This is a genomic window from Bradyrhizobium sp. AUGA SZCCT0182 (genome assembly GCF_018130185.1).
GTDB lineage: Bacteria > Pseudomonadota > Alphaproteobacteria > Rhizobiales > Xanthobacteraceae > Bradyrhizobium.
This window is the reverse complement of record NZ_JAFCLY010000001.1, coordinates 339,206-360,944: the sequence shown is the minus strand read 5'-3', so window position 1 is coordinate 360,944 and position 21,739 is coordinate 339,206. Positions and strand designations below refer to the sequence as shown.

18 protein-coding genes and 2 pseudogenes are annotated in these 21,739 nt (G+C 62.6%); 10 read left to right on the top strand and 10 right to left on the bottom strand.

From position 1 onward, the window contains the following. The first annotated feature begins 468 nt into the window (after window positions 1-468). From JQ611_RS01690 to JQ611_RS01670, 5 genes are all read left to right on the top strand, one after another. Complete coding sequence (locus tag JQ611_RS01690) at window positions 469-7,419, top strand: cadherin repeat domain-containing protein (protein WP_212464337.1); 6,951 nt, start codon at window positions 469-471, stop codon at window positions 7,417-7,419. 185 nt (window positions 7,420-7,604) lie between these two features. Next, complete coding sequence (locus tag JQ611_RS01685; protein WP_212464336.1) at window positions 7,605-8,105, top strand: tail fiber protein; 501 nt, start codon at window positions 7,605-7,607, stop codon at window positions 8,103-8,105. A gap of 9 nt (window positions 8,106-8,114) precedes the next feature. Beyond that, the gene (locus tag JQ611_RS01680; RefSeq protein WP_212464335.1) at window positions 8,115-8,636 is read left to right on the top strand and encodes a phage tail protein; all 522 of its coding nucleotides are present in this window, start codon (window positions 8,115-8,117) and stop codon (window positions 8,634-8,636) included. Window positions 8,637-8,645: 9 nt separating this feature from the next. After that, a complete protein-coding gene (locus JQ611_RS01675) occupies window positions 8,646-9,170 on the top strand; it encodes a phage tail protein (protein ID WP_212464334.1) in 525 nt (174 codons plus the stop codon). Further along, on the top strand, window positions 9,167-9,715 hold the full coding sequence (locus JQ611_RS01670; protein ID WP_212464333.1) for a GNAT family N-acetyltransferase: 549 nt from the start codon (window positions 9,167-9,169) through the stop codon (window positions 9,713-9,715). Before JQ611_RS01675 ends, JQ611_RS01670 begins: the two co-directional genes overlap by 4 nt. A 147-nt stretch (window positions 9,716-9,862) precedes the next feature. Here JQ611_RS01670 and JQ611_RS01665 read toward each other — a convergent pair whose 3' ends face one another. Continuing rightward, window positions 9,863-10,165: a DUF6916 family protein gene (locus JQ611_RS01665; RefSeq protein WP_249132833.1), complete on the bottom strand. Its 303-nt coding sequence runs from the start codon at window positions 10,163-10,165 to the stop codon at window positions 9,863-9,865. Between the two features lie 684 nt (window positions 10,166-10,849). Between JQ611_RS01665 and JQ611_RS01660 the strand changes: the two genes are divergently transcribed. Continuing rightward, entirely contained in the window at window positions 10,850-11,140 is a 291-nt protein-coding gene (locus JQ611_RS01660) for a hypothetical protein (RefSeq protein WP_212265971.1), read from the top strand. Window positions 11,141-11,212: 72 nt separating this feature from the next. Further along, window positions 11,213-11,407: pseudogene (locus tag JQ611_RS01655) on the top strand (hypothetical protein); the annotation flags it as partial. On the opposite strand, the pseudogene JQ611_RS41525 reads toward JQ611_RS01655, so the two are convergent. The 6 genes and pseudogenes from JQ611_RS41525 to JQ611_RS01630 all read right to left on the bottom strand — a co-directional run. Then, a pseudogene (locus JQ611_RS41525) lies at window positions 11,405-11,594 on the bottom strand (gamma carboxymuconolactone decarboxylase); the annotation flags it as partial. The pseudogenes JQ611_RS01655 and JQ611_RS41525 sit on opposite strands and share 3 nt — an antisense overlap. A 66-nt stretch (window positions 11,595-11,660) precedes the next feature. Beyond that, window positions 11,661-12,260 (bottom strand): thiamine pyrophosphate-dependent enzyme, encoded by a 600-nt coding sequence (locus JQ611_RS01650; protein WP_212389372.1) that lies wholly within the window; start codon window positions 12,258-12,260, stop codon window positions 11,661-11,663. Then, entirely contained in the window at window positions 12,257-12,829 is a 573-nt protein-coding gene (locus JQ611_RS01645) for a thiamine pyrophosphate-binding protein (RefSeq protein WP_212464331.1), read from the bottom strand. Before JQ611_RS01645 ends, JQ611_RS01650 begins: the two co-directional genes overlap by 4 nt. Before the next feature lie 178 nt (window positions 12,830-13,007). Continuing rightward, window positions 13,008-14,048, bottom strand: a complete 1,041-nt coding sequence (locus tag JQ611_RS01640) for a serine hydrolase (protein WP_212464406.1) — start codon at window positions 14,046-14,048, stop codon at window positions 13,008-13,010. 344 nt (window positions 14,049-14,392) lie between these two features. Next, on the bottom strand, window positions 14,393-14,875 hold the full coding sequence (greA, locus tag JQ611_RS01635; protein ID WP_212464330.1) for a transcription elongation factor GreA: 483 nt from the start codon (window positions 14,873-14,875) through the stop codon (window positions 14,393-14,395). 186 nt (window positions 14,876-15,061) lie between these two features. Then, complete coding sequence (locus JQ611_RS01630; protein ID WP_212464329.1) at window positions 15,062-16,084, bottom strand: LLM class flavin-dependent oxidoreductase; 1,023 nt, start codon at window positions 16,082-16,084, stop codon at window positions 15,062-15,064. Window positions 16,085-16,440: 356 nt separating this feature from the next. Here JQ611_RS01630 and JQ611_RS01625 point away from each other — a divergent pair, with 356 nt between their 5' ends. From JQ611_RS01625 to JQ611_RS01615, 3 genes are all read left to right on the top strand, one after another. Next, window positions 16,441-17,445, top strand: a complete 1,005-nt coding sequence (locus JQ611_RS01625; protein ID WP_212265977.1) for a glycoside hydrolase family 3 N-terminal domain-containing protein — start codon at window positions 16,441-16,443, stop codon at window positions 17,443-17,445. A 112-nt stretch (window positions 17,446-17,557) separates the two neighbouring features. Next, window positions 17,558-17,764, top strand: a complete 207-nt coding sequence (locus JQ611_RS01620) for a hypothetical protein (protein ID WP_192740564.1) — start codon at window positions 17,558-17,560, stop codon at window positions 17,762-17,764. A gap of 763 nt (window positions 17,765-18,527) precedes the next feature. Beyond that, window positions 18,528-19,148, top strand: a complete 621-nt coding sequence (locus JQ611_RS01615) for a helix-turn-helix transcriptional regulator (RefSeq protein ID WP_212265978.1) — start codon at window positions 18,528-18,530, stop codon at window positions 19,146-19,148. Window positions 19,149-19,320: 172 nt separating this feature from the next. Here the strand turns inward: JQ611_RS01615 and JQ611_RS01610 are convergent, their stop codons facing one another. The 3 genes from JQ611_RS01610 to JQ611_RS01600 all read right to left on the bottom strand — a co-directional run bounded on the left by JQ611_RS01610 (window position 19,321) and on the right by JQ611_RS01600 (window position 21,231). Beyond that, a complete protein-coding gene (locus JQ611_RS01610) occupies window positions 19,321-19,566 on the bottom strand; it encodes a hypothetical protein (protein ID WP_212265979.1) in 246 nt (81 codons plus the stop codon). 248 nt (window positions 19,567-19,814) lie between these two features. After that, the gene (locus tag JQ611_RS01605) at window positions 19,815-20,207 is read right to left on the bottom strand and encodes a response regulator (protein ID WP_192740568.1); all 393 of its coding nucleotides are present in this window, start codon (window positions 20,205-20,207) and stop codon (window positions 19,815-19,817) included. Between the two features lie 298 nt (window positions 20,208-20,505). Continuing rightward, window positions 20,506-21,231, bottom strand: coding sequence for a Crp/Fnr family transcriptional regulator (locus JQ611_RS01600; protein ID WP_212265980.1), 726 nt, complete (start codon window positions 21,229-21,231; stop codon window positions 20,506-20,508). Between the last annotated feature and the right edge of the window lie 508 nt (window positions 21,232-21,739).

Below are 21,739 nucleotides of genomic sequence, written 5' to 3'. Positions count from 1 at the left end.
TCACCGCGCCGAACATGACGAAAACGTGACATCACACAATTGTCGTCGGCCGCGTCGCCCAAAGTTCCATTTAGGAGAAGCGGACGACCGGCAGCGCCTCCGCGTCGACGTTACGGCCCACGCCCATATGGTTAATAATCCGAGAACATTGACTCCAGGTTGTGCACTCGGCTACGATCATGGTTGCTAAAGTCTTAATTTTTATCCAGCCGCATTTATTGAACATTGATTACCCCCTTTTCGTTGCGGCGTAAGTGAGTGAGGCATTTCGGAGTGACGAGCGAGATTTCTGTCGCTGGTAACAGGTCTCCCCGAATTGCGTTTGCAGTCCTCCGTTCATCGGGCGGACCGGGCTGCTGCAACATCGCGCACACCATCCATCAAAACATTCGACGTGTTCACGCATCGCGCTAGCCGCGCGATTGGCTGCGTGACGCGGACAAGAAACTTGCGTTGGGAGTACGAATAATGGCGAACGATTTGCCCCCCGGTTCGATGCCGCCGCCCGCGACCGGCGGCACACCTCCCGGCGTGAATCCGCCGCCGCCCGGCCCCGGCACGCCTCCCGGTGGCCCCGGCACGGTCATCGTTGGCCCCGGACCACCGCCGCCGACAGCCAACACGCCGCCATCGACCGCGACCGACGTCAACGCCGCGGCCAACAATGTCGTCGAAGGCGCCGCCGTCAATACGCTGGTCGGCGTGACCGCCCGCTCGACGGACGCCGAAGGTCAGACCATTACCTACACGCTGGCGTCGGACAGTTCCGGCGGCGGCTTCAAGATCGACGCGGCCACCGGCGTGGTGACGGTCGCCAACCCCGCCAAGATCAACTTCGAGACCGCGGCGGGCCACGCCTACACCATCACGGTGAATTCGTTCGACGGTTTCTCCACCTCGTCGCAGAGCTTCACCATCAACGTGTCAGACATCGCGCCCTCGACCCCGGTCGACAGCAATGCCGGCGCCAACACCGTGGCGGAAGGCGCCGCCGCCAACACGCTGGTCGGCATCACCGCCTCCTCTACCGACATCAACGGCCCGGGCGTCACCTACAGCCTGAGCAACAGCGCCAACGGCGCCTTCAAGATCGATACCGCCACAGGCGTGGTGTCGGTCGCCGATCCCAGCAAGATCGATTTCGAAAGCACCGCTCCCGGCCATACCCTCAATATCACCGCGGTCGCCAGTGACGGCACGCTGTCGAGTTCGCAGAACTTCACCATCAACGTGTCAGACATTGCGCTGGCGACGCCGGTCGACGGCAATGGCGCCGCCAACAGCGTCGCGGAGGGCGCCGCCAACGGTTCGACCGTCGGCCTCACCGCGTTCGCTGTTGACCCGAACGGCCCGGCGACGACCTATTCGCTGATCGGCGACACGTCCCTCGGCGGCTTCACCATCGACGCCACGACCGGAATCGTCACCGTCGCCGACGGCACCAAGATCGATTTCGAGACTGCGGCCGGTCACGCCTATTTCGTCGTCGTGCAGGCGTCTAACGGCGCACTGAATATGGCGCAAACCTTCATGATCGGCGTGACGGATGTCGCACCGGCAACGCCGACCGACAGCGATGCAGCGGCCAACACGGTGCTGGAGGGTGTCGCGAACGGCACCGTCGTCGGCATCACCGCCGCCTCGAGCGACATCAATGGCGGAGCCGTGACCTATTCGCTGACCGGCGATACGTCCGGCGGCGGCTTCACCATCGACGCCGCGACCGGCATCGTCACCGTCGCCGATTCGAGCAGGATCGATTTTGAAACGTCCGGCGGCAGCTACACCGTCACCGCGCAAGCCAGCGACGGCACCCTCACCAGTTCGCAGACCTTCACCATCGGCGTGACCAATATCGCACCATCGATCCCGGTCGACACCAATGCCGGCGCCAACTCGGTGATCGAAGGCGCTGCCAATGGTTCAACCGTCGGCATCACCGCTTCCTCGACAGATATCAATGGACCCGGCGTAGTTTATAGCCTCGCCGACAGCGCCGGCGGCCGTTTCACCATCGATGCCGCCACCGGCGTCGTCACCGTCGCCAACTCCAGCGCCATCGACTTCGAGAGCGCGCCGGGCAACAGCTATACGATCGTGGCGCGGGCCACCGACAGCGGCGGATTATTCAGCCAGCAGTCCTACACCATCGCCGTCACCGACGCGGCGCCTTCGACGCCCGTCGACGGCGATGCCGCAGCCAACACCGTCGCCGAGGGTGCCGCCAACGGCTCGACCGTCGGCGTCACCGCGTCTTCGACCGACGTCAACGGCCCGGGCGTGACTTACACGTTGACCGGCGATACCTCCCTCGGCGGCTTCACCGTCAATGCGGCGACCGGTGTCGTCACCGTCGCCGATTTCACCAGGATCGATTTCGAAACCTCGGGCGCCAGCTATACCGTCACAGTGCAGGCCAGCGACGGCACGCTGGCCTCTTCGCAAGCCTTCGTCATCGCCGTATCGGACATCGCGCCCTCGACGCCTGTCGACAGCAACGGCGCGGCCAACCAGGTCGTCGTCGGTTCTGCAGCCGGCGCCACGGTCGGCGTCACCGCGTCTTCCACCGACGTCAACGGCCCGGGCGTGACTTACACGCTGATCGGCGATACGTCGGGCGGCGGCTTCACGGTCAATGCCGCGACCGGCGTCGTCACCGTCGCCGATCCGAGCAAGATCCTCCTCGCCGATCCCAGCTATGACATCACCGTCGATTCCAGCGACGGCACGCTGCACAGCCAGCAGACATTCACGGTCAATGTCGTCACCAACCTGGCGCCGGCCATCGACTCCGACGGCGGCGGCGCCGTCTTCGCCAAATCGATCGCGGAGAACACCACGGCTGTAACCACCGTCCACGCCACCGACCCGGATGCCGGCCCCTCGCCGGTCACCTATTCGATCGTCCCCGGTGACGACGGCGGCAAGTTCGCGATCGATGCGAACACCGGCGTTGTCACTTTCATCACCGCGCCCGATTTCGAGAATCCGACCGATACCGCGACCAGCGGCAACAACACTTATGTTGTCACCGTCCGCGCCTTTGACGGCCTCTCGTCCGACGACCAGACCATCACCGTCACCGTCACCGACGTCAATGACGCACCGGTCATCACCTCGAGCGCTTCGATCAACGTCAACGAGAACCAGACCGCAGTCACCACGGTCACCTCGTCAGATCAGGACAGTCCGGCGCAGACACTGACCTACTCGCTCGCCGGCGGCGTCGACGCGGGCAAGTTCTCGATCGACCCCGGCACCGGTGTACTCACCTTCCAATCCGCACCGAACTTCGAGGTCCCGACCGACATCGGCACTGACAACAACTATGATGTCATCGTTCGCGTCACCGACAACGGCGCGCCGAACCTGCACACCGATCAGGCCGTCACCGTTCACGTCCAGGACGTCAACGAGGCGCCCAATACCAACGCCATCATCGCGACCGGCAACGAAGACCCGGCCGGGCCGGCCTATATTCCGATCACGATCACCGGCACCGACGTGGACTCCGGCGACTCCGTTGCGTCGTTCCACATCAGCGGTTTGCCGGGCGGCGCGCAGGGCACGCTCTACAGCGACGCCGGCCTGACCACGGTCGTGACCGAGGGCGCCGACGTGGCGGCCTCAGGCAACGCCGCGACGTTGTATTTCGTCCCGGCCGCAAATTTCAACGGCGCGGTGACGTTCAACGCGGCTGCGACTGACAGCCATGGCCTCACCGACGCGACCGCGGCGGTCGAGACCATCAACGTAACGGCGGTCAATGACGCGCCGGTCAATACCGGCGTGCCGGGTCCCTTCACGGTGATGTCCGGATCCACCCATACCATCACCGGTCTGTCGGTATCTGATATCGACGCCAATGAGGCCGGCGTTGCCACCGACATCACGACGACGCTGACATCGGCCGGCGGCGGCGCGGTGACGATCGGTGCCGTCGGCGGCGGCGCGGCCATCGGCGGCAACGGCACCGGTACGGTGACGCTGACCGGCTCGATCGCAGAGATCAACGCTTCACTCGCGGGCAGCGTGGTCTACACCGCGGCGGACGGCGCCACCGGTTCATCGCTGACGACGCTGACGATTGCCACCAACGACCATGGCCACACCGGCATCCCCGGCGCCATCACCGACACCGACATCATCCAGGTCGGCGTCACGCCGCAGGTCTGGTTCATCAACGGCGACCAAAGCGCCATCGACGGGGCCGCGCCGCGCGGTTCACAGACCAATCCATTCACCGACGTCACCGAATTCAACGGGTCCAGCGGACCTGGCGTCAACGACTACATCTACGTCAAGGCCGGCACCTATACCGGCCCCGGCATCAACCTGAAGGACGGGCAGACCCTGCTCGGCGACGACCAGCCGCTCTCGCTCACCGATCCGTTCGGCGGCCCGGCCATCGTCATCGAAACCGCCAGCGGCGCGCGGCCGACCATCAATGTCACCAGTGCCGGCGACCAGGGCATCGACCTCGCCCAGAACAACACCATCCACGGCATCAACATCACGACCGCAGCGGGCACCACCGGCCTCGACGACGGCCAGGGCGGCGGCGGCAACGCGGTCGGCAGCCTGACCATCGACCAGATGCAGATTTCGGGCGCCGGCCAGGCGGTCGACATCGACCAGGGCGGCGCGCTCAACGTCACCATCGACACGTTGAGTTCATCCGGCGGCGCCTATGGCGTTCAGCTCGGCGGTGCGCTGACCGGTACCTTCACCGGCACCACTGGCACGCTGTCCGGCCACACCACTGCGGAATTCGACATCAACGGCGGCACCGGCAACATCAGTTATGGCGGTGCGATCGGCAATGGCACCGGCCTGTCAGCTTCGGTCGCCAGCCACACCGGCGGTACGATTGCCTTCTCCGGCGCCGTCACCGACAGCAACGATGCCGGTGGCGGCATCTCGCTCACCAGCAATACCGGCGGCACCATCAATTTCACCGGCGGCATGACGCTGGATACCGGCGCCTCGAACGCCTTCGTGGCGACCGGCGGCGGCACGGTCAACGTGACCGGCACCAACCACCTCGCCAGCAGCACCGGCACCGCGCTCAACATCACCAGCACCACGATCGGCGCAAGCAACGTCACCTTCCAGGACATCTCGTCCAACGGCGCGGTCAACGGCATCGTACTCAACACCACCGGCACCAGCGGACATCTGGTCGTCACCGGCACCGGCACGACGGACGGCACCGGCGGCACCATCCAGAACACTACCGGCCACGCCATCAGCCTGACCAATACGCAGGACGTCACCCTGCGCAACATGAACATCACCGGCGCCGACGGCAACGGCATCAACGGCAACACAATCAACGGCCTGGTGTTGAGCAACCTCAACATTTCCGGCAGCGGCGACTCCACCGCGGGCAATGGCGAAGGCAATATCTATCTGTTCGAACTGACCGGCAACGCCAGCCACGTGACCACCTTCGACGACCTCAACGTCACCAATTCCTATGTCCACAACGTCTTTATCGAGAACACCGGCGGCACGCTCGCGGATCTGGTGGTGACCGATAGCACCTTCTCCAACAACGGCGCCTCGACGTTCGCCGGCAGTCAGTTCGTGGTCAACCTCGCCTCCGGCGGCGTCGCGGGAACGCCAACCGCGACGGTTCACGCCACGCACAATACGTTCAGCGGCAATCTGTCGACGCCGTCGACCTTCACCGCGACCGGCTTCCAGGGCTCGTCCAACGACGGCACGCTCAACGTCCACATCGGCGACGGCACAGCCGGCGGCCTCAACACCTTCAATACCAACAATTCCGGCATCACCCTCAGCAGCGCGCTCGCCGGCAACCTCAATTTCGACGTCAACAACAACACGGTCACGAATAACCGCGCGGTCGGCATTGCCGTCAACCATTTTGGCACCGGCACCGTCACCGGCTTCCTGCAAAACACCACGATCGGCACCCAGGGCGTGGCAGGTTCCGGCGCGCAGATCGGCAACGGCCTCGACCTCCACGACGAGGCCGCCAGCGGCACCATGACGCTGAGCGTCACCAACAACATCATTCAGAGCGTCGGCGGCGGCGGCCTGGGGTTCGAGGGCATCGTCGCCCAGGTCGGCGTCGGTGCCCAGAACTCGGCGAGCACCTTCAATCTCACCCTGACCGGCAACACCATCCGCGACATCATCGATGACCGTGGCCTCTTCGTGAATAATTTCAATAACGCCGGCCTCAGCGTCATCAACGCGAATATCAGCGGCAACACGTTCTCCAACGCCAACGCAAGCGGCGCCAACACCACCGCGCGCGTCGGCGGCGCACCCGGAGGGTCCGATCACGTCAACGTCACCCAGGCCAGCGCCGCGGCGCTGGCTGCGGCCAACGGCCTGACCGCAAGCGGCGCACCCGGCAACACGATGCGGGTCGACACCAACGTGTTCTTCAGCCAGCCCGCCCCGCCGTCGCCGCCGGCGACGCCGCAGATGGCGCTGAACGGCCAGGGGCCGGGCAGTTCGGACGTCCTCACGATGGACGCGCTGGCGCCGCTGCTCGCGGTGGCGATTGCCCATTGGGCCGCTGCCGGCGCGTCAGCCGCGCAGATCGCGCAAATGCAGAATGCCCAGATCCGCATCGCGGACCTGCCCAATTCCGGCTTCCTAGCCAACAGCGACGAGCATGGAATCACGATCGACAGCAACGGCGCAGGCTGGGGTTGGTTCGTCGATCCGACGCCGGCCAATAACAGCGAATTCGATACCGCGACTGCGCCGAACCAGCTGACGGCAACCAGCGGGAGCGCCGCCGGTCGTATCGATCTGCTGACGGTGATCGAGCACGAACTCGGTCACGTGATCGGCCTGGAGCATTCGGACATCGCCGGCCTCATGAATGTCGTTCTCGATACCGGCGAACGCAGGTTGCCCGACACGATCGACGTCGCGCTGGCCCCGACCACGACCTTGACGCCGACGATCTCGCTCGGACCTGTGACACCCACCGCGTCTACGGGAGCTGCCGCAAATCCCGGCAACGACACCATCGACGCCGGTACCGGTGGCGGCTTCCTGTTCGGCGGCGGCGGCGCGGACAATTTCGTGTTCGCCAATGTCGACGTCCATGCGGCGACGGCGCCGCCGGTCACGCATGTCGTGGATTACAGCTACGCCGAGGGCGACCGGTTCGACTTCTCCGCGCTGACCTCGCAATTCCACGCGACCGGTTTCAGCGACGGGATGATCGTGCGCGCGGTCGAGGATGGCAGCGGCCAGTTCGCGACACTGCAGGTGAACGCGACGAACCCCTTTGGCCCGCCCGCCGCGCCGCACTGGGTGAGCGTCGCGCAAATCGACGGCGCGCATTCGGGCGATGCCCTGAACGTGCTGATCGACAGTCATTCGGGCGTTCATCTCACCCAAATCCACGTCGGTTTGCTGGTCTAGAACCAGCAAACTGCGTTTGCCCGCTGACGCCGCAATGGCGTGCTCCGGTTCTCGCTGATGCGGCGCTGTCCATACGGATAAATGGCCGCGCCCCTCCCGCGCGCGTCGCTGCAGATTCATCTCGACGGCGAAGATGAGATCGGTTAATACCTAAGGTAGATTGACTGGAAGCAAGGGGAGAGAGCGTGGGTCAACCTTATCTGGGTGAAATCAAGCTTATTTCCTGGAATTTTGCGCCGAAGAACTGGGCGTTCTGCAACGGGCAGCTTCTGCCGATCAATCAGAATCAGGCCTTGTTTTCGATACTCCAGACATTCTATGGCGGCGATGGGCGGACCACCTTCGCGCTCCCCGATCTGCGCGGACGAACCGGGCTTCATCAAGCCCCGGGCTTTACCATCGGCCAGAAAACCGGCGAGGAGTTTCACACGCTGATTACCGGTGAAATGGCCGCACATAATCATGGACTGCTCGCATCCGACACGCAGGGCAACGTCAACACGGTGCAGGGCAACATCCTCGCACGTGAGGTCGGCATCCCCTACGGGGGCCTCACCTCTCCAACGACATTGCATCCCACGACCGTATCGAACGTTGGCGGTGGCCAGGCTCACGAGAACCGCCAGCCATTTCTCGTGGTCAATTTCATCATTTCCCTGGCGGGCATCTACCCGTCGCGAAACTAGAGATTTCCCATGAGCAATCCCTATATCGGCGAAATTCGAATGTTCGGCGGCAACTTTGCACCAGCCGGCTGGGCGTTCTGCGACGGATCGCTGATTGCGATCTCGGAGAACGACGCGCTCTTCACCCTGATCGGCACGACCTATGGCGGAGACGGCCAGTCTACTTTCGCCCTGCCCGATTTGCGGGGCCGCCTCCCGCTCCATCAGGGACAGGGACCCGGTATCGTGCAATCCTACACCATCGGCCAAACTGGCGGCGTCGAAACGGTGACGCTCACGACCCAACAGATTCCGATCCACAATCATGCGTTCATGGCCTCGACCGCGATCGCGACGAACCCAAGCCCCAGCGGCAATGTGCTGGCGACCTCGCCAACCATCAGCCCCTTCGTGATCGATGTGGCGGGCCCGCAGTTGGTCGCCACCGCCGTCCAAGGCACCGGCTCCAACCATCCACACGACAACATGATGCCCTTCCTGACCGTCAGCTACATCATTTCGCTGTACGGCGTGTTTCCGACGCAAAGCTAGAGGCCATCCATGTCAGACCCGTTCCTTGCGGAGATCAGGATATTCGGCGGCGACTTTGCGCCGACAGGATGGGCGTTATGCAACGGCCAGCTCCTGCCGATCTCGCAGAACACGGCCTTGTTTTCGATACTCGGGACCTATTACGGCGGCGACGGCAAATCGACCTTTGCGCTCCCCAACCTGATGGGCTCAGGCGCCATCAGCCAGGGACAAGGGACCGGACTGAGCGATCGCTATCTAGGCGAACCCGGCGGCGTCCAGACCGTAACCCTGTTGCAGGGGAACTTGCCGCTCCACAACCATTTTATCCAGGGCTCGACCGAGAACGCCACGCTCAAGGAGCCCACACCTACCGAATTCCTCTCGCGATCCAAGGCGGGCACCATCTATCAGTCCAACATCGCCAATCTCGTCCAGATGAATGCGCAGACACTGGCTCTTACCGGCAGCTCGCATCCTCATAACAACATGCAGCCGTATCTGACGCTGACCTACATCATCGCCTTGCAGGGCGTTTTCCCGCCGCGCGGATGAACCTGCGGGCCGCCGACATCTCGCCAGTTTCGTTCGGCTGGTTGCGCGCAGCCGGCGCAGGTCTCGGTTTTCGCCGCATCGCCGACACCGATCTGGCGTTCCTCGCCCGGCTGTATGCCTCGACCCGCACCAGCGAACTCGCGGCTTTTCCGTGGAGCGAGGACGAAAAGGCGGCGTTCCTCGACATGCAGTTCCGTGCGCAGCACACGCATTACCAGAGTCAGCATCCCGAAGCCGACCGGCTGGTGGCGATGCGAGCCGGAGAAGACATCGGCCGTCTCTACATCGAACGCTGGCCGAGCCAGCATTGCATCATCGACATTGCGTTCCTCCCCGAACATCGCGGCAAAGGGCTTGGCGAAGCCCTGCTGCGCGACCTGCTGGACGAGGCCGCCGCCGCCGGCAAGGACGTGTCGATCCATGTCGAGAAGTTCAATCCGGCGATGCGGCTTTACCGGCGTCTCGGCTTTGTCACCGAGGAGGACAAGGGCGTCTACGACTTGATGCGGTGGCGGGCGGAGACTGCGGTGGTGCGTACTGCGTAGGGTGGGTTAGCGAAGCGTAACCCACCATTTTTTCCCATGTCTCTGAAGCTCGTCATGCCCGGCCTTGTGCCGGGCATCCACGTCTTTGCGGCAAAAAAGTAAGACGTGGATGGCCGGGTCAAGCCCGGCCATGACGGTGAATCGTGTCTAAGCAAATATCGCCTGATAACCGCTGCCGCCTTGCAGCGGACCGATCGGCACCAGAAATATTTCCATCACCCCGAGCGCAGGATGCGTCACCGGGTAGATCGCCTGCGACAGCGACGTGCCGGCAGGAGCTGTGAACAGCAGCGAGAACGCCGCGCCTTCCCTTCCGCCCGCGCCAGTCGGATCGGCCTTCACCAGCTTCAGCGGCAACACGCCGCCGGTCGTCTGCAACTCGAAGTCAGCATCGAGATGGGATGCGAAGTCGTCGAGCTTGAGCGTCGCAAGGTCCGGCGATGAAGCCATCAAAATATCCCCTTCGGTTGTGCCAAGCCTCTAACATATCGCAGCACGACGCGCCCGGATTTTTTGCGCGTGGGTAAAGCGTCATTCCGGGGCGCGCGCAGCGCGAACCCGGAATCTCGAGATTCCCCGGTGCATCGCGCACCAGAGGTCTGGTCCTTCGGACCATCCCGGAATGACCGCTTGATTTAGACGCCGTCCTCTCCCCGTCATTGCGAGGAAGCAATCCATATTGCGCCAGACCGAGGCGTGAATTACTTCGCGGAACCTGTCATCGGGCGCGCATTCGCGCGACCCGGTGGCTCGCAATGACGGCTGGGTGCGACATAGTAGCCCGACGGGCAAATCAGTTCTGATATTCGGAAATCATGTCAAGTCCGATATTTCCGAAAATCAAAAATATTTCCCTTTCCTTCGACCCAAATCACCGGCACATTCTCGCCCATCCCGTCCCACTCAGAGGGGCGTCGGCCGTCGTCATGACGAGGGGCGGGGATGCGGTGGACGTTGACGTTGCGATTGACGGTCGCTGCTGATGCGTACGGCGAAAGCGTGTGGTCCTGGCGCCCGTAACGGCGTCAAGCTCTGAAGAGGCTAACGCTTCCGAGGGGTGACGGTGGCAATAGAGGCCGCCTCACCGGGGAGAGCGCGTTATAAGCCGTAAAGCCACTGCGCAGGGAATGTCGGATGTTCTCCGCTGCCCTGTATGCTCGTGTGCAGCTTTCTTTGCACTATTCGCACACGAGACCGCGGGTGCAGCGCGCATCCGGCATTCCCTGCGCCCTCTCTTTTTCGAGAGGTGCGACGTTACGTACAAACCTTGAGCGCATCGCGCTGCGGGATCGTAAATCTGCGTCCGTTGCGATGCGTTCATTGAAAAGTATGCAGGACTGCCAGCTATGCGCCGCCGGCGAACTCTTCATTCTCGGCCTCTTCGGCAAGGCCATCCCGGACCATCAAGATCGTCTCGCGTATTGAACGGCCGGCATGTCGGACAATGACGCGGCGTCCTATCTGCGTGGCGCAGCCGTCTGAACCGGAGAAGATGACATGTCAGCGACGACCATCCGGCCGGCCACCATGAAGGGGTCCGCAATTTTTCCGGCGCAGTTCATCGGCGATGATCAGCCGTTTGACAGCTTCGATGCCATCTGCGGCTGGGCGGCAGGACTAGGGTACAAGGGCGTTCAGGTCCCGACCTCCGATCCACGCCTGATCGATCTCGACAAGGCCGCCGCCTCTGAGCATGCTTCGCGTCTTGCGGTTCAGACCGTCCCGCGTCCACGCGTAACCCCAACACCATTCCGTGGTGATGCGCTGAAAGCGCCATCATGAAGTCGTCAGCCTTGGCAAGGCTTCCGTCGACATACTCGGCGCCCTACACGGCGCGCCGGACCTCAAGGCCTTTTTCGAATTGTGCGTTCTCGCTCATGGTGTTCCTTCTCCTTGGTTCGATGGTCCCGATGGGTGTGGGCTTGGCTATTGTCGAATGTTTGCGTCAATTATAGAGCGAGCTTTCACCGAGGACGGATTGCCTGAAGCGGGTGGTGAGGATGCCGCCGTCGGCGGGCGGCAGCACGAAGTAAAGCGCTTCCGGATTGATCTTGACCTGCGCGAACACGGGCCCGTTTCCATGGTGCGCCAGCTCGCGGATCTCGGTTACCTCAGCCATGGTCCTGACGATCCGCGATGTCCTGAAGCCGGCGGCCGCAGCTATCCCGGCGAGGTCGACACCGCCTGCCGTATGCGTCTTCTGCATTCCGGTCTCACCGAAGCGCTCGTTGTCGAGCACGGCGATAGTGAGATTCGCCGGGTTTTGCACGGCGATCGTGGCAAGCGCGCCGAGGCTCATCAGCATTTCGCCGTCGCCGGTGATGACGAGCACGCGGCGCTTGGGCTGCGCGATAGCGAGACCAAAGCCCATCATGGCGGCCGCGCCCATCGCGCCCCAGAGCGGGAAGTTGTTCGGGCTGTCGCCCGCAGCCGAGATATCCCAGTTGGGCGCGCCGAGCCCGGCAACGACCAGGAGATCGCTCCGGTCGCGCAGCAATTCATTGACGACGTCGCGGCGATGCAGCAGTTCGTTGGGAACGTTCATTTGCGGGCAAGCTCCTTGAAATTCTTGGCACCGAGCACGCGCTGTCCGATCAGGACGGCGGCAGGCCGCCAGGTGTTGAAGGCAAGGTTGGCCGCGCCGGAAACGGTCGAGGCGACCAGAAGCGGCTCATCGGCGCGGGTCACGATCACGCCCATGGCTTCGAGCACGGCCCTGGTGCCCTGGCCCATCGGGACCTGCCACGGGTTGAACTCCCCCCATTCGCCGCGCATCGTCACCAGCATCAAGAGCGGCATGCGGCAGATCATCGGCAGCGACAGCATGTTGATGCAATTGCCGACGCCGCTCGATTGCAGCAGCAGGACGCCCCGTTCTCCGCCGAGCCAGGCACCTGCCAGCATGGCGATCCCTTCCTCTTCAGTGGTCAGGGTGATGACGCGGGCTTGAGGATCCGCCTCGAATGCGCGGATGAGGCGGCTGTGGCCTGCATCCGGCACCATTCCGACCTGGCGCACGTCAGCGTCCTTGAGGACGCGGTACACTTCGTCGGGCCAGGTCGGCAGTGCGACCGGCTCGTTTCGGGCCGGCTCTTGTTTCTGCGGATCCGCCATGGAGAAGCTCCCCCCTTTTTTATCGGGCTCGAACGAACCCCGTTGAGGGATAGTACGCCGCCGTTTCGAAAAGAAGGTCAAAAATCGATATGACTTCTATTGCAGAATTGAAGTGCTGCCGGACGCGCGCCAGGCCCGGTGACTTATGATCACCACTGGCGAATCGTCGCTGTTCTTCTCATTCTCGCGCCAGCTCCGGCAGCACGTGGTAGCGGGCGATCTCATGCGGAAACTCGCCGCGGTTGGCGAGCAGGACGATGCCGGTCTTGTGTGCCGGCACCAGGCCGACATAGGCCGAGGCGTTGTTAAGTCCGCCCGGCTTGTCGACGACGACCTCGTCGTTCAAGTGGATGTTTTCCCAGGCCATCGCCTGTCCGAACTTCTCGGTCACGTGAAATGCCTCGCGCTGCGTCATCTGCAACGCTTGCCGCAACTGCGGATCGATCGCATGGCCATCGATAAAGGCAGCCAGAAAGGTGGCCAGGTCGCGCGCCGAGGTGAACATCTGACCAGTCCCCGGAAAATCGTAGTAACTCTGCTGATCTCCGCGTGGACCAATCGCCATGCCCGTATCAGAGTAGCCCTGCACGACACGTTTCATCAGCTCCGGAGCCATGATGGCGCGATGGTCTGGCCCGCGCTCGGGGAGGAATGTCTGGTTCATGCCGAGCGGTTTCAGGATGCGCGCCTCGATAAGATCACCGATCGGTCGACCGTAGCGACGTTCGAGCGCGAGCTGCAGCAGCACATACCCCGCATGCGTGTAGATGCGCTGCTTGCCCGGCTGCTCGCCCGATTGCGGCGTCCATGCGTTGAGCGCCTCGAAGAACTGCGGCAGCGTAAACGAATCGTTTGGCCATGGCGGGTGGTCGGTCGGCAGCAGGAGTCCGGACGTATGCGTTGCCAGTTCACCGATCGTCACGCTCTTGATGTAGTCGCCGCGCAGCTCGGGGACATACCTGCTCACGGGGTCATCGAGACGGAGTTCGCCGCGAAGCGTACCCAGCGCGACCAGGATTGCTTCAAACGGTTTGCGCACTGACGCTACGTTGAACAACGTGTCTGAAGTGATCGGCTGCCTTGTCGATTCGTCGGCGACTCCGTAGTTGAAAAACTCGGTGTGACCCGCAGCGTAGACGGCCACAGCGAGACCGCCCGGCTTCCCCACGGTCTCCGGCGCCAGATAGGCCGTGACGACGTGCTGAATCTTGGCGTCCATGCCGATATCCGCGACCGACCCGCCCGCCAGCGCGAGCAGCAGAACGGGGAAAATGATCAGGCCTGTCGATCGACGATATCGCCACCAGCGCATGGAACTTGTCACCATACTGAGCCATCGTCTCGTTGCCGCCGATGGACCTTTTTGCCGGCACGATTCCGGCGCTTATCGGGAAGCGCCCGTCAACTTGCCGTGAAGTGGTCGAATTCCGCCGGCCTGCGGACCTGCTGCGTCGAGCGCTCTCGCGCAACGCGGGACGTCCTGCGCAGCCTCGCCGTCGCGGTCGACCATAAGCTCACAAGACGCTGCGCTCCACGCATCGGCTGCGTCTTGTGCGGTGGGGTTCAAGAGATCGCAATGATCTCGAGCTCGTGACCGGATACGCCGACGACATCGCCGACAGCTTTACCCATCAGGGACCTTGCCACCGGGGACACGAAGGAAATGGAGCCGGCCTTCGGGTCCGCTTCGTCCTCTCCCACGATATGATACTTCTGCACGCGCCCATCCTCGCGCCTGAAGGTCACCGTACTCCCGAAAGCAACGGTATCAGTGGACGCAGGAGGGGTGATTAGCTGAGCCGTCCGAACTCTCGCCGCAAAGTAGCGCGCATCGCGCAAGGGGGTCGCCGCTTGCCGCCGCCGCTCATTCACGTCTTCGATCTTCTGCGCCGTCTCGTACGCTTCGCGAGCCTGTTGCAGCTGAAATTCCAGCGCCTTCAATCCCGCTTCCGTAACCAGGTTCGGATGAGGCGAAATCGGGCGATCGGGGAGCAGCGTCTCCGATGCGGTTTCGGCACTGTCTTCCTTGGTGAAGGCAACGCTCAACTCGGCCTCCTTTCGAGTGGGATACGCCAGGAAATGGAATTGTAACACAACGCTCGGCGGTTTTTGCGTATCACATATCGCGGAGCGGATGGAACCTGGTTGCCTCTTTTGGGGTACCGCTTCTTCTGGAGGTCGCTCGATCCTGGCGCGAAGCGGATGCCAGCCGTGGAAACATCCCAACAGCCCTTAGCGCCACCCGAGAGCGGGAGCCACGTGCGTCAGAATCGATTCAATGACATGGGCATTGTAGGCAACGCCGAGCTGGTTCGGGACGGTCAACAGTAACGTGTCGGCCTCATTGATCGCCTCGTCCTTCCTCAGCTGCTCGATCAGGACGTCCGGCTCGGCAGCATAGCTGCGGCCGAAGATCGCCTGGGTCTCCGGAGAGATGAAGCCGATCTGGTCATCCTCGTCTCCACCGCGGCCGAAGTAAGCGCGATCACGATCACCCATGATGGCGATGATGCTGCGGCTGACGGACACCCGTGGCTCGCGCGCATGGCCTGCCTCCTTCCACGCCGAGCGATAGGCCCTGATCTGGGCAGCCTGCTGGATGTGGAAAGCCTCGCCGGTTTCGTCGTTCTTGAGCGTCGAACTCTGCAGGTTCATGCCCAGCTTCGCTGCCCATATTGCCGTGGCGTTCGAGCCGGCTCCCCACCAGATGCGATCACGCAGTCCTTGGGAATGCGGTTCAAGACGCAGCAACCCCGGCGGATTTGGAAACATCGGACGTGGATTGGGCTGCGCGAAGCCATGGCCGCGCAGCACGTCGAGAAAGACCTTGGCATGACGCCGGCCCATGTCGGCTTCGGTCTCGCCTTCGGCCGGTTGATAGCCGAAATACCGCCATCCATCGATGACCTGTTCGGGCGATCCTCGGCTAATACCAAGTTGCAGGCGCCCGCCCGAGATGAGATCGGCCGCGCCGGCGTCTTCGGCCATGTAGAGCGGGTTCTCATAGCGCATGTCGATAACGGCCGTGCCGATCTCGATGCGGCTGGTTTTCGCGCCGACCGCTGCCAGCAACGGGAAAGGCGAGGCGAGTTGGCGGGCGAAGTGATGAACGCGAAAATAGGCGCCGTCGGCGCCCAATTCCTCAGCCGCGATGGCCAGATCGATCGATTGCAGCAGCGCGTCCGCCGCCGAGCGGGTCTGCGATTGCGTAGAGGGCGTCCAGTGCCCGAACGAAAGGAATCCTATGCTTTTCATGCAGCTTATCTAGGCTCTCCCTGTCGATTTGCCACCGCTTACTGTGAGCGGGACTGCCCTTGCACCGAACGTGGAATCGTTCGCGGTCGTGAGGGGCGATGCCGATCTTCGGCGGACGATCGCTTTCGGCGCAATGCAGAACTTCGACAAACCGGCGATGGTCCGCCTTCGATCGCGTCGTTGAGCGCGGCCCCTTCGCGCAGCACCACGAACAGAGGCCAGGTGAACAATGATGGAAGTGCCAGCTCGCAGGCTGGACCGAAAGTGTCCTTGGATGGTACAGGATTCCGGGACAAGCCCAGTCGACCATTGAAACTTTTTTTCGGCACGCTGAAACGGTGATCAGGACAGCCAGCATGCCCGTCGGCGAACTCTTCATTCTCGGCTTCTTCGGCAAAACCATCCCGGCATGGCTGCGGGAATTTGCAACCAACTACGGCTTGGGCGGCGTGATCCTGTTCGACTATTCCTGCCAAACGCAGAAATACGACAACAACATTGAATCGCCGGAGCAGGTGCAGTCTCTCTGTGAAGAGATTTCCTGCCTGCCGTCGCGCCCGATGGTGTTCATCGACCAGGAGGGCGGGCTGGTGCGGCGGCTCAAGGAGAGCAAGGGGTTCAAACCGCTGCCGAGCGCGAAGGAATTCAACCATCTCGCCTTGAGCGAGAAGCGGGAAGTACTCGCCGCCAGTTTCGCCGAAATGCGCCGCCTCGGCATTCACTACGACTTCGCGCCCGTCATCGACGTCGATTACAATCCCGACAATCCGAACATCGGCAAAATCAAGCGTTCCTGGTCCGCCGATATCGGCGAGGTGGAGGCCAATGCGCTGCTGGTGAGCGAGGTCGCGCGCGAGACGGGCATCGGGCTTTGTCTGAAGCATTTCCCCGGCATCGGCGGCGCGGTGGTGGACTCGCATCAGGAGTTCATGGACATTTCCGACAGTTTGCGCACCGAGCAGGAAGAGCTGTTCTATTCGCTGGCGCCGAAAATGTTCGGCGATGCCGTGCTGGTCAGCCACGCCATCGTCAGGCAATGGGACCGCGACAATCCGATGACCCTGTCTGCCGCTGGCCTTGCCCGGTTGCGCCAGCGGCTTCCCGATACGCTCCTGATCACCGACGACATGCAAATGCAGGGTCTGCAGAAGGCGTTGGGCACCAGGCAGGCCAGCCTTCAATCGCTGAGGGCCGGTATCGACATGCTCTGCATCGGCAACAATCTGTTCGATCAGGAGCGGGAAATGGCCGGAATCGCCCAGTCCATTGAACAGGGCCTGCACGAGGGGGCCCTGGTGGGTTCCGCCATTAGGGGTTCGATCGCCCGGGTAGCCCGGCGAAAGGCGCTTTTGGCTGCCTGACGGGCCCCGGAGACTGCGCTATGCGTACCGGCGCGCCGGTTCCCCGCCAATGGCGGGTTGCCTTGCGAGACCGTTGAGACTACAAGCCTTTTTTCCAACGGGAAGACAGGCGATGGCCCACAATTACGCAATCAATGACGACGTGCACCACCAGCTGCAGGGGCCGCAGGGCCGCGCCACCGTCAAGGAACGCAGCATCTACACCATCGTCACCTGCCTGCCGATCGAAGCCGACGGCCGCCCGCGCTACCGCATCAAGAGCAAGACCGAAAACGTCGAGCGCGTCGTGACCGAGGAGCAGATCAGCCGGCTTGGCTGATCCGCCGCCATTCTTCATTTGGACGGAAGCTTGTTTGGACGGTTGGCGCGCGCCCGCATCGCCTTGCCGTGCGCGGCGATGTCGGCATCGCCGTCTGCCTTCTCTTGATTTCGTTATTGTTGATGTCGCGCGTCGGTCATCGCGCGGCCGCCGGGACCTGCACCTCGCAAATCGGTGAAGCCGTGGTCGCCTGCGATCACAGTGTTTCTACGGCTCTTTGTGAAGCAAGTCACACGCGGGTGCCGGCACGGGCGTTAACGACGGCGCATGACAACGCGGCGGATAGCATATTGGTGGTTCAGGCTCGTTGCCTCGGGACGCTTCCTCGAAAAGTTCCTGAGGCTCCCGCGCAACTGACCCGCGTCGAGGCTACGTCCGATCCGTCGTAACGGAAACGGGTCGATTATTTCATGGAAGCCGCGCCTATGAATTGCCGGTGAGGTCCGTCACACGCGGCTTGTTGCGTTGCCGCGTGGCTGCCTGGGTTTAAATAGTCCGGCGGACGGGGACCATAACGAATCAAATTGAATGCATTAGAGAAGCAAATACTCATAAGGCGGAATTATGAGGGATTAGGCGCGGGGCCAACGCATTTCTACGGGCCGTAAAACTACGGAGTCCTGACCTGGTGACATCCTACTTCCTCGATTGAAGGCCAAAACCCTTCCCGTTGGTTCAGTTTCCGGTCCACTTGCCGGTTCCCCGTATTCTTACTGGTTAAAAAATTAACCACCGGCGGCAATGGAATCGATAAATTAGTTATATGTCGCAGCAAGACCATCGAGCCGGTGATTCGCACTTCCCGAAGTGGATGGAAACCGTCACGCCTCTCGAGAGCAATCTTGAAATCGTCCAATTGTCCGTCGCGCGCGCTCGCGCAACGGAAGAAGCGGAAGCGTCGATCGCTCGCCAGTTGAACGGGCCGCTGACGGCGCTGCTGCTCTACATGAACGAGATCAAGCAGCACAGCCACCAGTTCTCCGAGGCGCCCGGCAATCGCGTATACCTGCAACAGGTCGTGGACAACGCGGTTCAACAACTCGAACGCGTCTGCGTCGTGGTGAAGCAGATGTCGGACAAGCATCCCGCCTTTGCTTCCGAATCCGATCGCAAGCAGGGGCGGGAGAGCCAGGCCAGCCGCACCAAGGATGGCGGTCGCACGCCGGGGGTGATGTTCGCCTCGGAGTCCGGTCAGAAGCCGCTGACCAAGCGCGAGCGCGAGGTGCTGAGCCTGATCAGTGAAGGCTGCTCCAACAAGCAAGGCGCCTTGCGGATGAACATCAGCCCGAGGACGTTCGAGAGCCATCGCGCCGAGGCCATGCGCAAGCTCGGCGCCCGCAACACCGCGGATCTCGTCCGCAAGGCGTTGTTGCAGCCAGCCTGATTTCATTTGCTCAAAAATGAAGGCGAAGCGCACTGCGCCTGCAGTGAAAGCGCCGCAATGCTGCAAGCTCACAAAGGCCGATTGTAACGCGACAGGGCCGACGAGGCCGGACCAGGGCGTGATCCGGAACAGCGGGAGCCCGCTTTCCGAGAAGATCGCGCCAGGTTGCCGCTCAGCAGAAGTCTTCCGCGAAAGAGCGCATACGGGGCGCGGGCCGGGTCGCGATAACAGGTTTTGGCTCTTCCGGGATGATGGTGATCACCCAGGCCGCCGGAACACTCGACTTGCTTTCCACGATCGATCGAACGTGGCCGGTGACGGCCGAGCCGGCCGAGCGGAAGGTTGCGGTTCTGCCGTTGAACTGGGCGATACGAAAACGCCGCACTTCTTTCTGATCGCTCGTTTCGAACGTGAACATGAGGGGGCTCCTTGGTCCACGCGACTATCGCGATTCAACGTTATCCGTCTGTGAAAATCGCAAACCGTAGTAGTACGGCAAGCCGCGAGTGCGGCGCGCGGGGCCGTCCCGTCCGGACACGGCGAAACAGGTCGGATGCCGCCTCGGCGTTCGCCGATCCCGCTCTGCGTCTGATGGTCGCGAGGATAGAAGGCGGGGCGGCGATGGATGGCGGCCTTCAGCCTGGTGCGGCGCGCCCGGGCACGATGCTATTCGGCCGCGCTGGGGAACACGGCTTCCATCTTGGTCTTCAGCGTCGCCGCGTTGAACGGCTTGACGATGTAGTTGCTGACGCCGGCCTTCTTCGCGGCGATGACGTTCTCTGTCTTCGATTCCGCTGTTATCATGATGAAGGGCGTGTTTGAGAATTCCGGGCTCGCGCGGACTTCCTTCAGCAGGTCGTAGCCCGTCATGGGCTCCATGTTCCAGTCGGAGATCACGAGGCCGTATCGCTTGCCCTGCATCTTGGCGAGCGCCGCCGAGCCGTCGCTGGCATCGTCGACGTTCTCGAATCCGAGCTGCTTGAGGAGGTTGCGGATGATGCGGATCATGGTGCTGTAGTCATCGACCACCAGGATCGGCATCGACAAATCAAAAGCCATGTCTTTACTCCGCGCAGCTAGCAAACCGCCGAACACGGGTGAACTCGCGTGGCATTCGAAATCGTCTCGATGCTCTTTCCCGAACCTGCACCCGTCAGCACCGTGACAAGTATCAGGGGTCATTGAACAGCGCGTTAATTCCCGGCCGAATAAATCCCGGGCAAATGCCAAGCCGGCCGTAATTATACGGTGAGTTCCCGCGGGCCGGATCGCAGGGCGCAATCTTCACGCGCATCGCCGGGCCGGCGACTATCAATGGGTTCGGGCACCCGCCCGCCCATGGACAGCGGCCGAGGGGTCACGCTGCCGCGCAATGGATGCGCGGATGCAGCAGGCGGTCGTACTGGGTCTTGACCGTCGCGTAGCACTCGCAGGAGGTCCTGATCAGGCCGTCCAGATTGGTGATCTCGATATGTCCGCGGCTGTAATGGATGAAATTCGCCTGCTGCAGTGTGTTGGCCACCAGCGAAACGCTGTTGCGGCGCGCGCCGATCATCTGTGCCATCGCTTCCTGGGTCAGTACGAGCTTGTCGCTGCCGGACAGGTCGCGGGTATGTAACAGGCAGCGCGCCAGGCGGGACTCTACCGTGTGCGAGGCGTTGCAGCCCGCAGTCTGCTGGATTTGCGCGTAGACCGCCAATCCGTGCCGTGCCAGCAAAGTGCGGAGCGTCACGCTCTGGTCGGCAGCCGCCCGAAGCTGATCGAGGTCGATCGTCGAGGCCACGCCGGGGACCAGCACCAGCGCGCTGTTCAGCGCGGTTGGATCGCCGAGGGCGGAGAATGCGCCGAAGATGCTGTCGCGGCCGACCATCGCGATCTGAACGTGCTCGCCTCGCGCGAGCTTGACCACGAGCGAGATCACGCCTCGGTGCGGCAGGTAGGCGCGCTTGAGCGTCTCGTCGACTTCCACCAGCACCAGGTCCTGGGTGAGGTCGGCGGAGCGCAAATGCGGGCGGATCAGTTCAAAATCGTCCGCAGTCAGCGAGGACAAAAATCCATTCGGGGAACGAGGGGCTGAATCCAAAGCAGTCTCCTGCCTTACGGTCAAAGCCGGTCTCAGGGTGCCAGGCACCAAAAATATGCAATATCCGCCGTCAAAAATGTCCGTTCATCTTGCCATGAATCGCCGGCGGGAAATATCGGCAAATAGCCGCACTCTGACGGCGGCAAAGCCGTCGCGGCTCACGATTCCGTACCTCCCGTCGGGTAGCTTTGGAGCCCTGTGAGGCAGGTAGGCCTGCGGCAGAGGCGCGCCGGCCTTGCTCGGGACGGCCCCTTGGCAGTTCGAAGGTCTCGAGGCACGGATGGAACTCCGCTGGCCCGATGACCCAAAGGTTGTGGAACCCACCCTATACACTGTGGAGGGCAGACAGACTCGCCAATTTGCGACGGAATTGCGAATAGCGCGCTGATTCGCAAGGCAAAACTGCTCGCGGAGAAGCCTTGATGCGCTGTTGGGGTGCCTGGCCAGGCGTGTCCTGTCGGGCGGGCTTGTCGTTTTGTGTCTTCTTGCAGCGCGTCCGATACGGCGG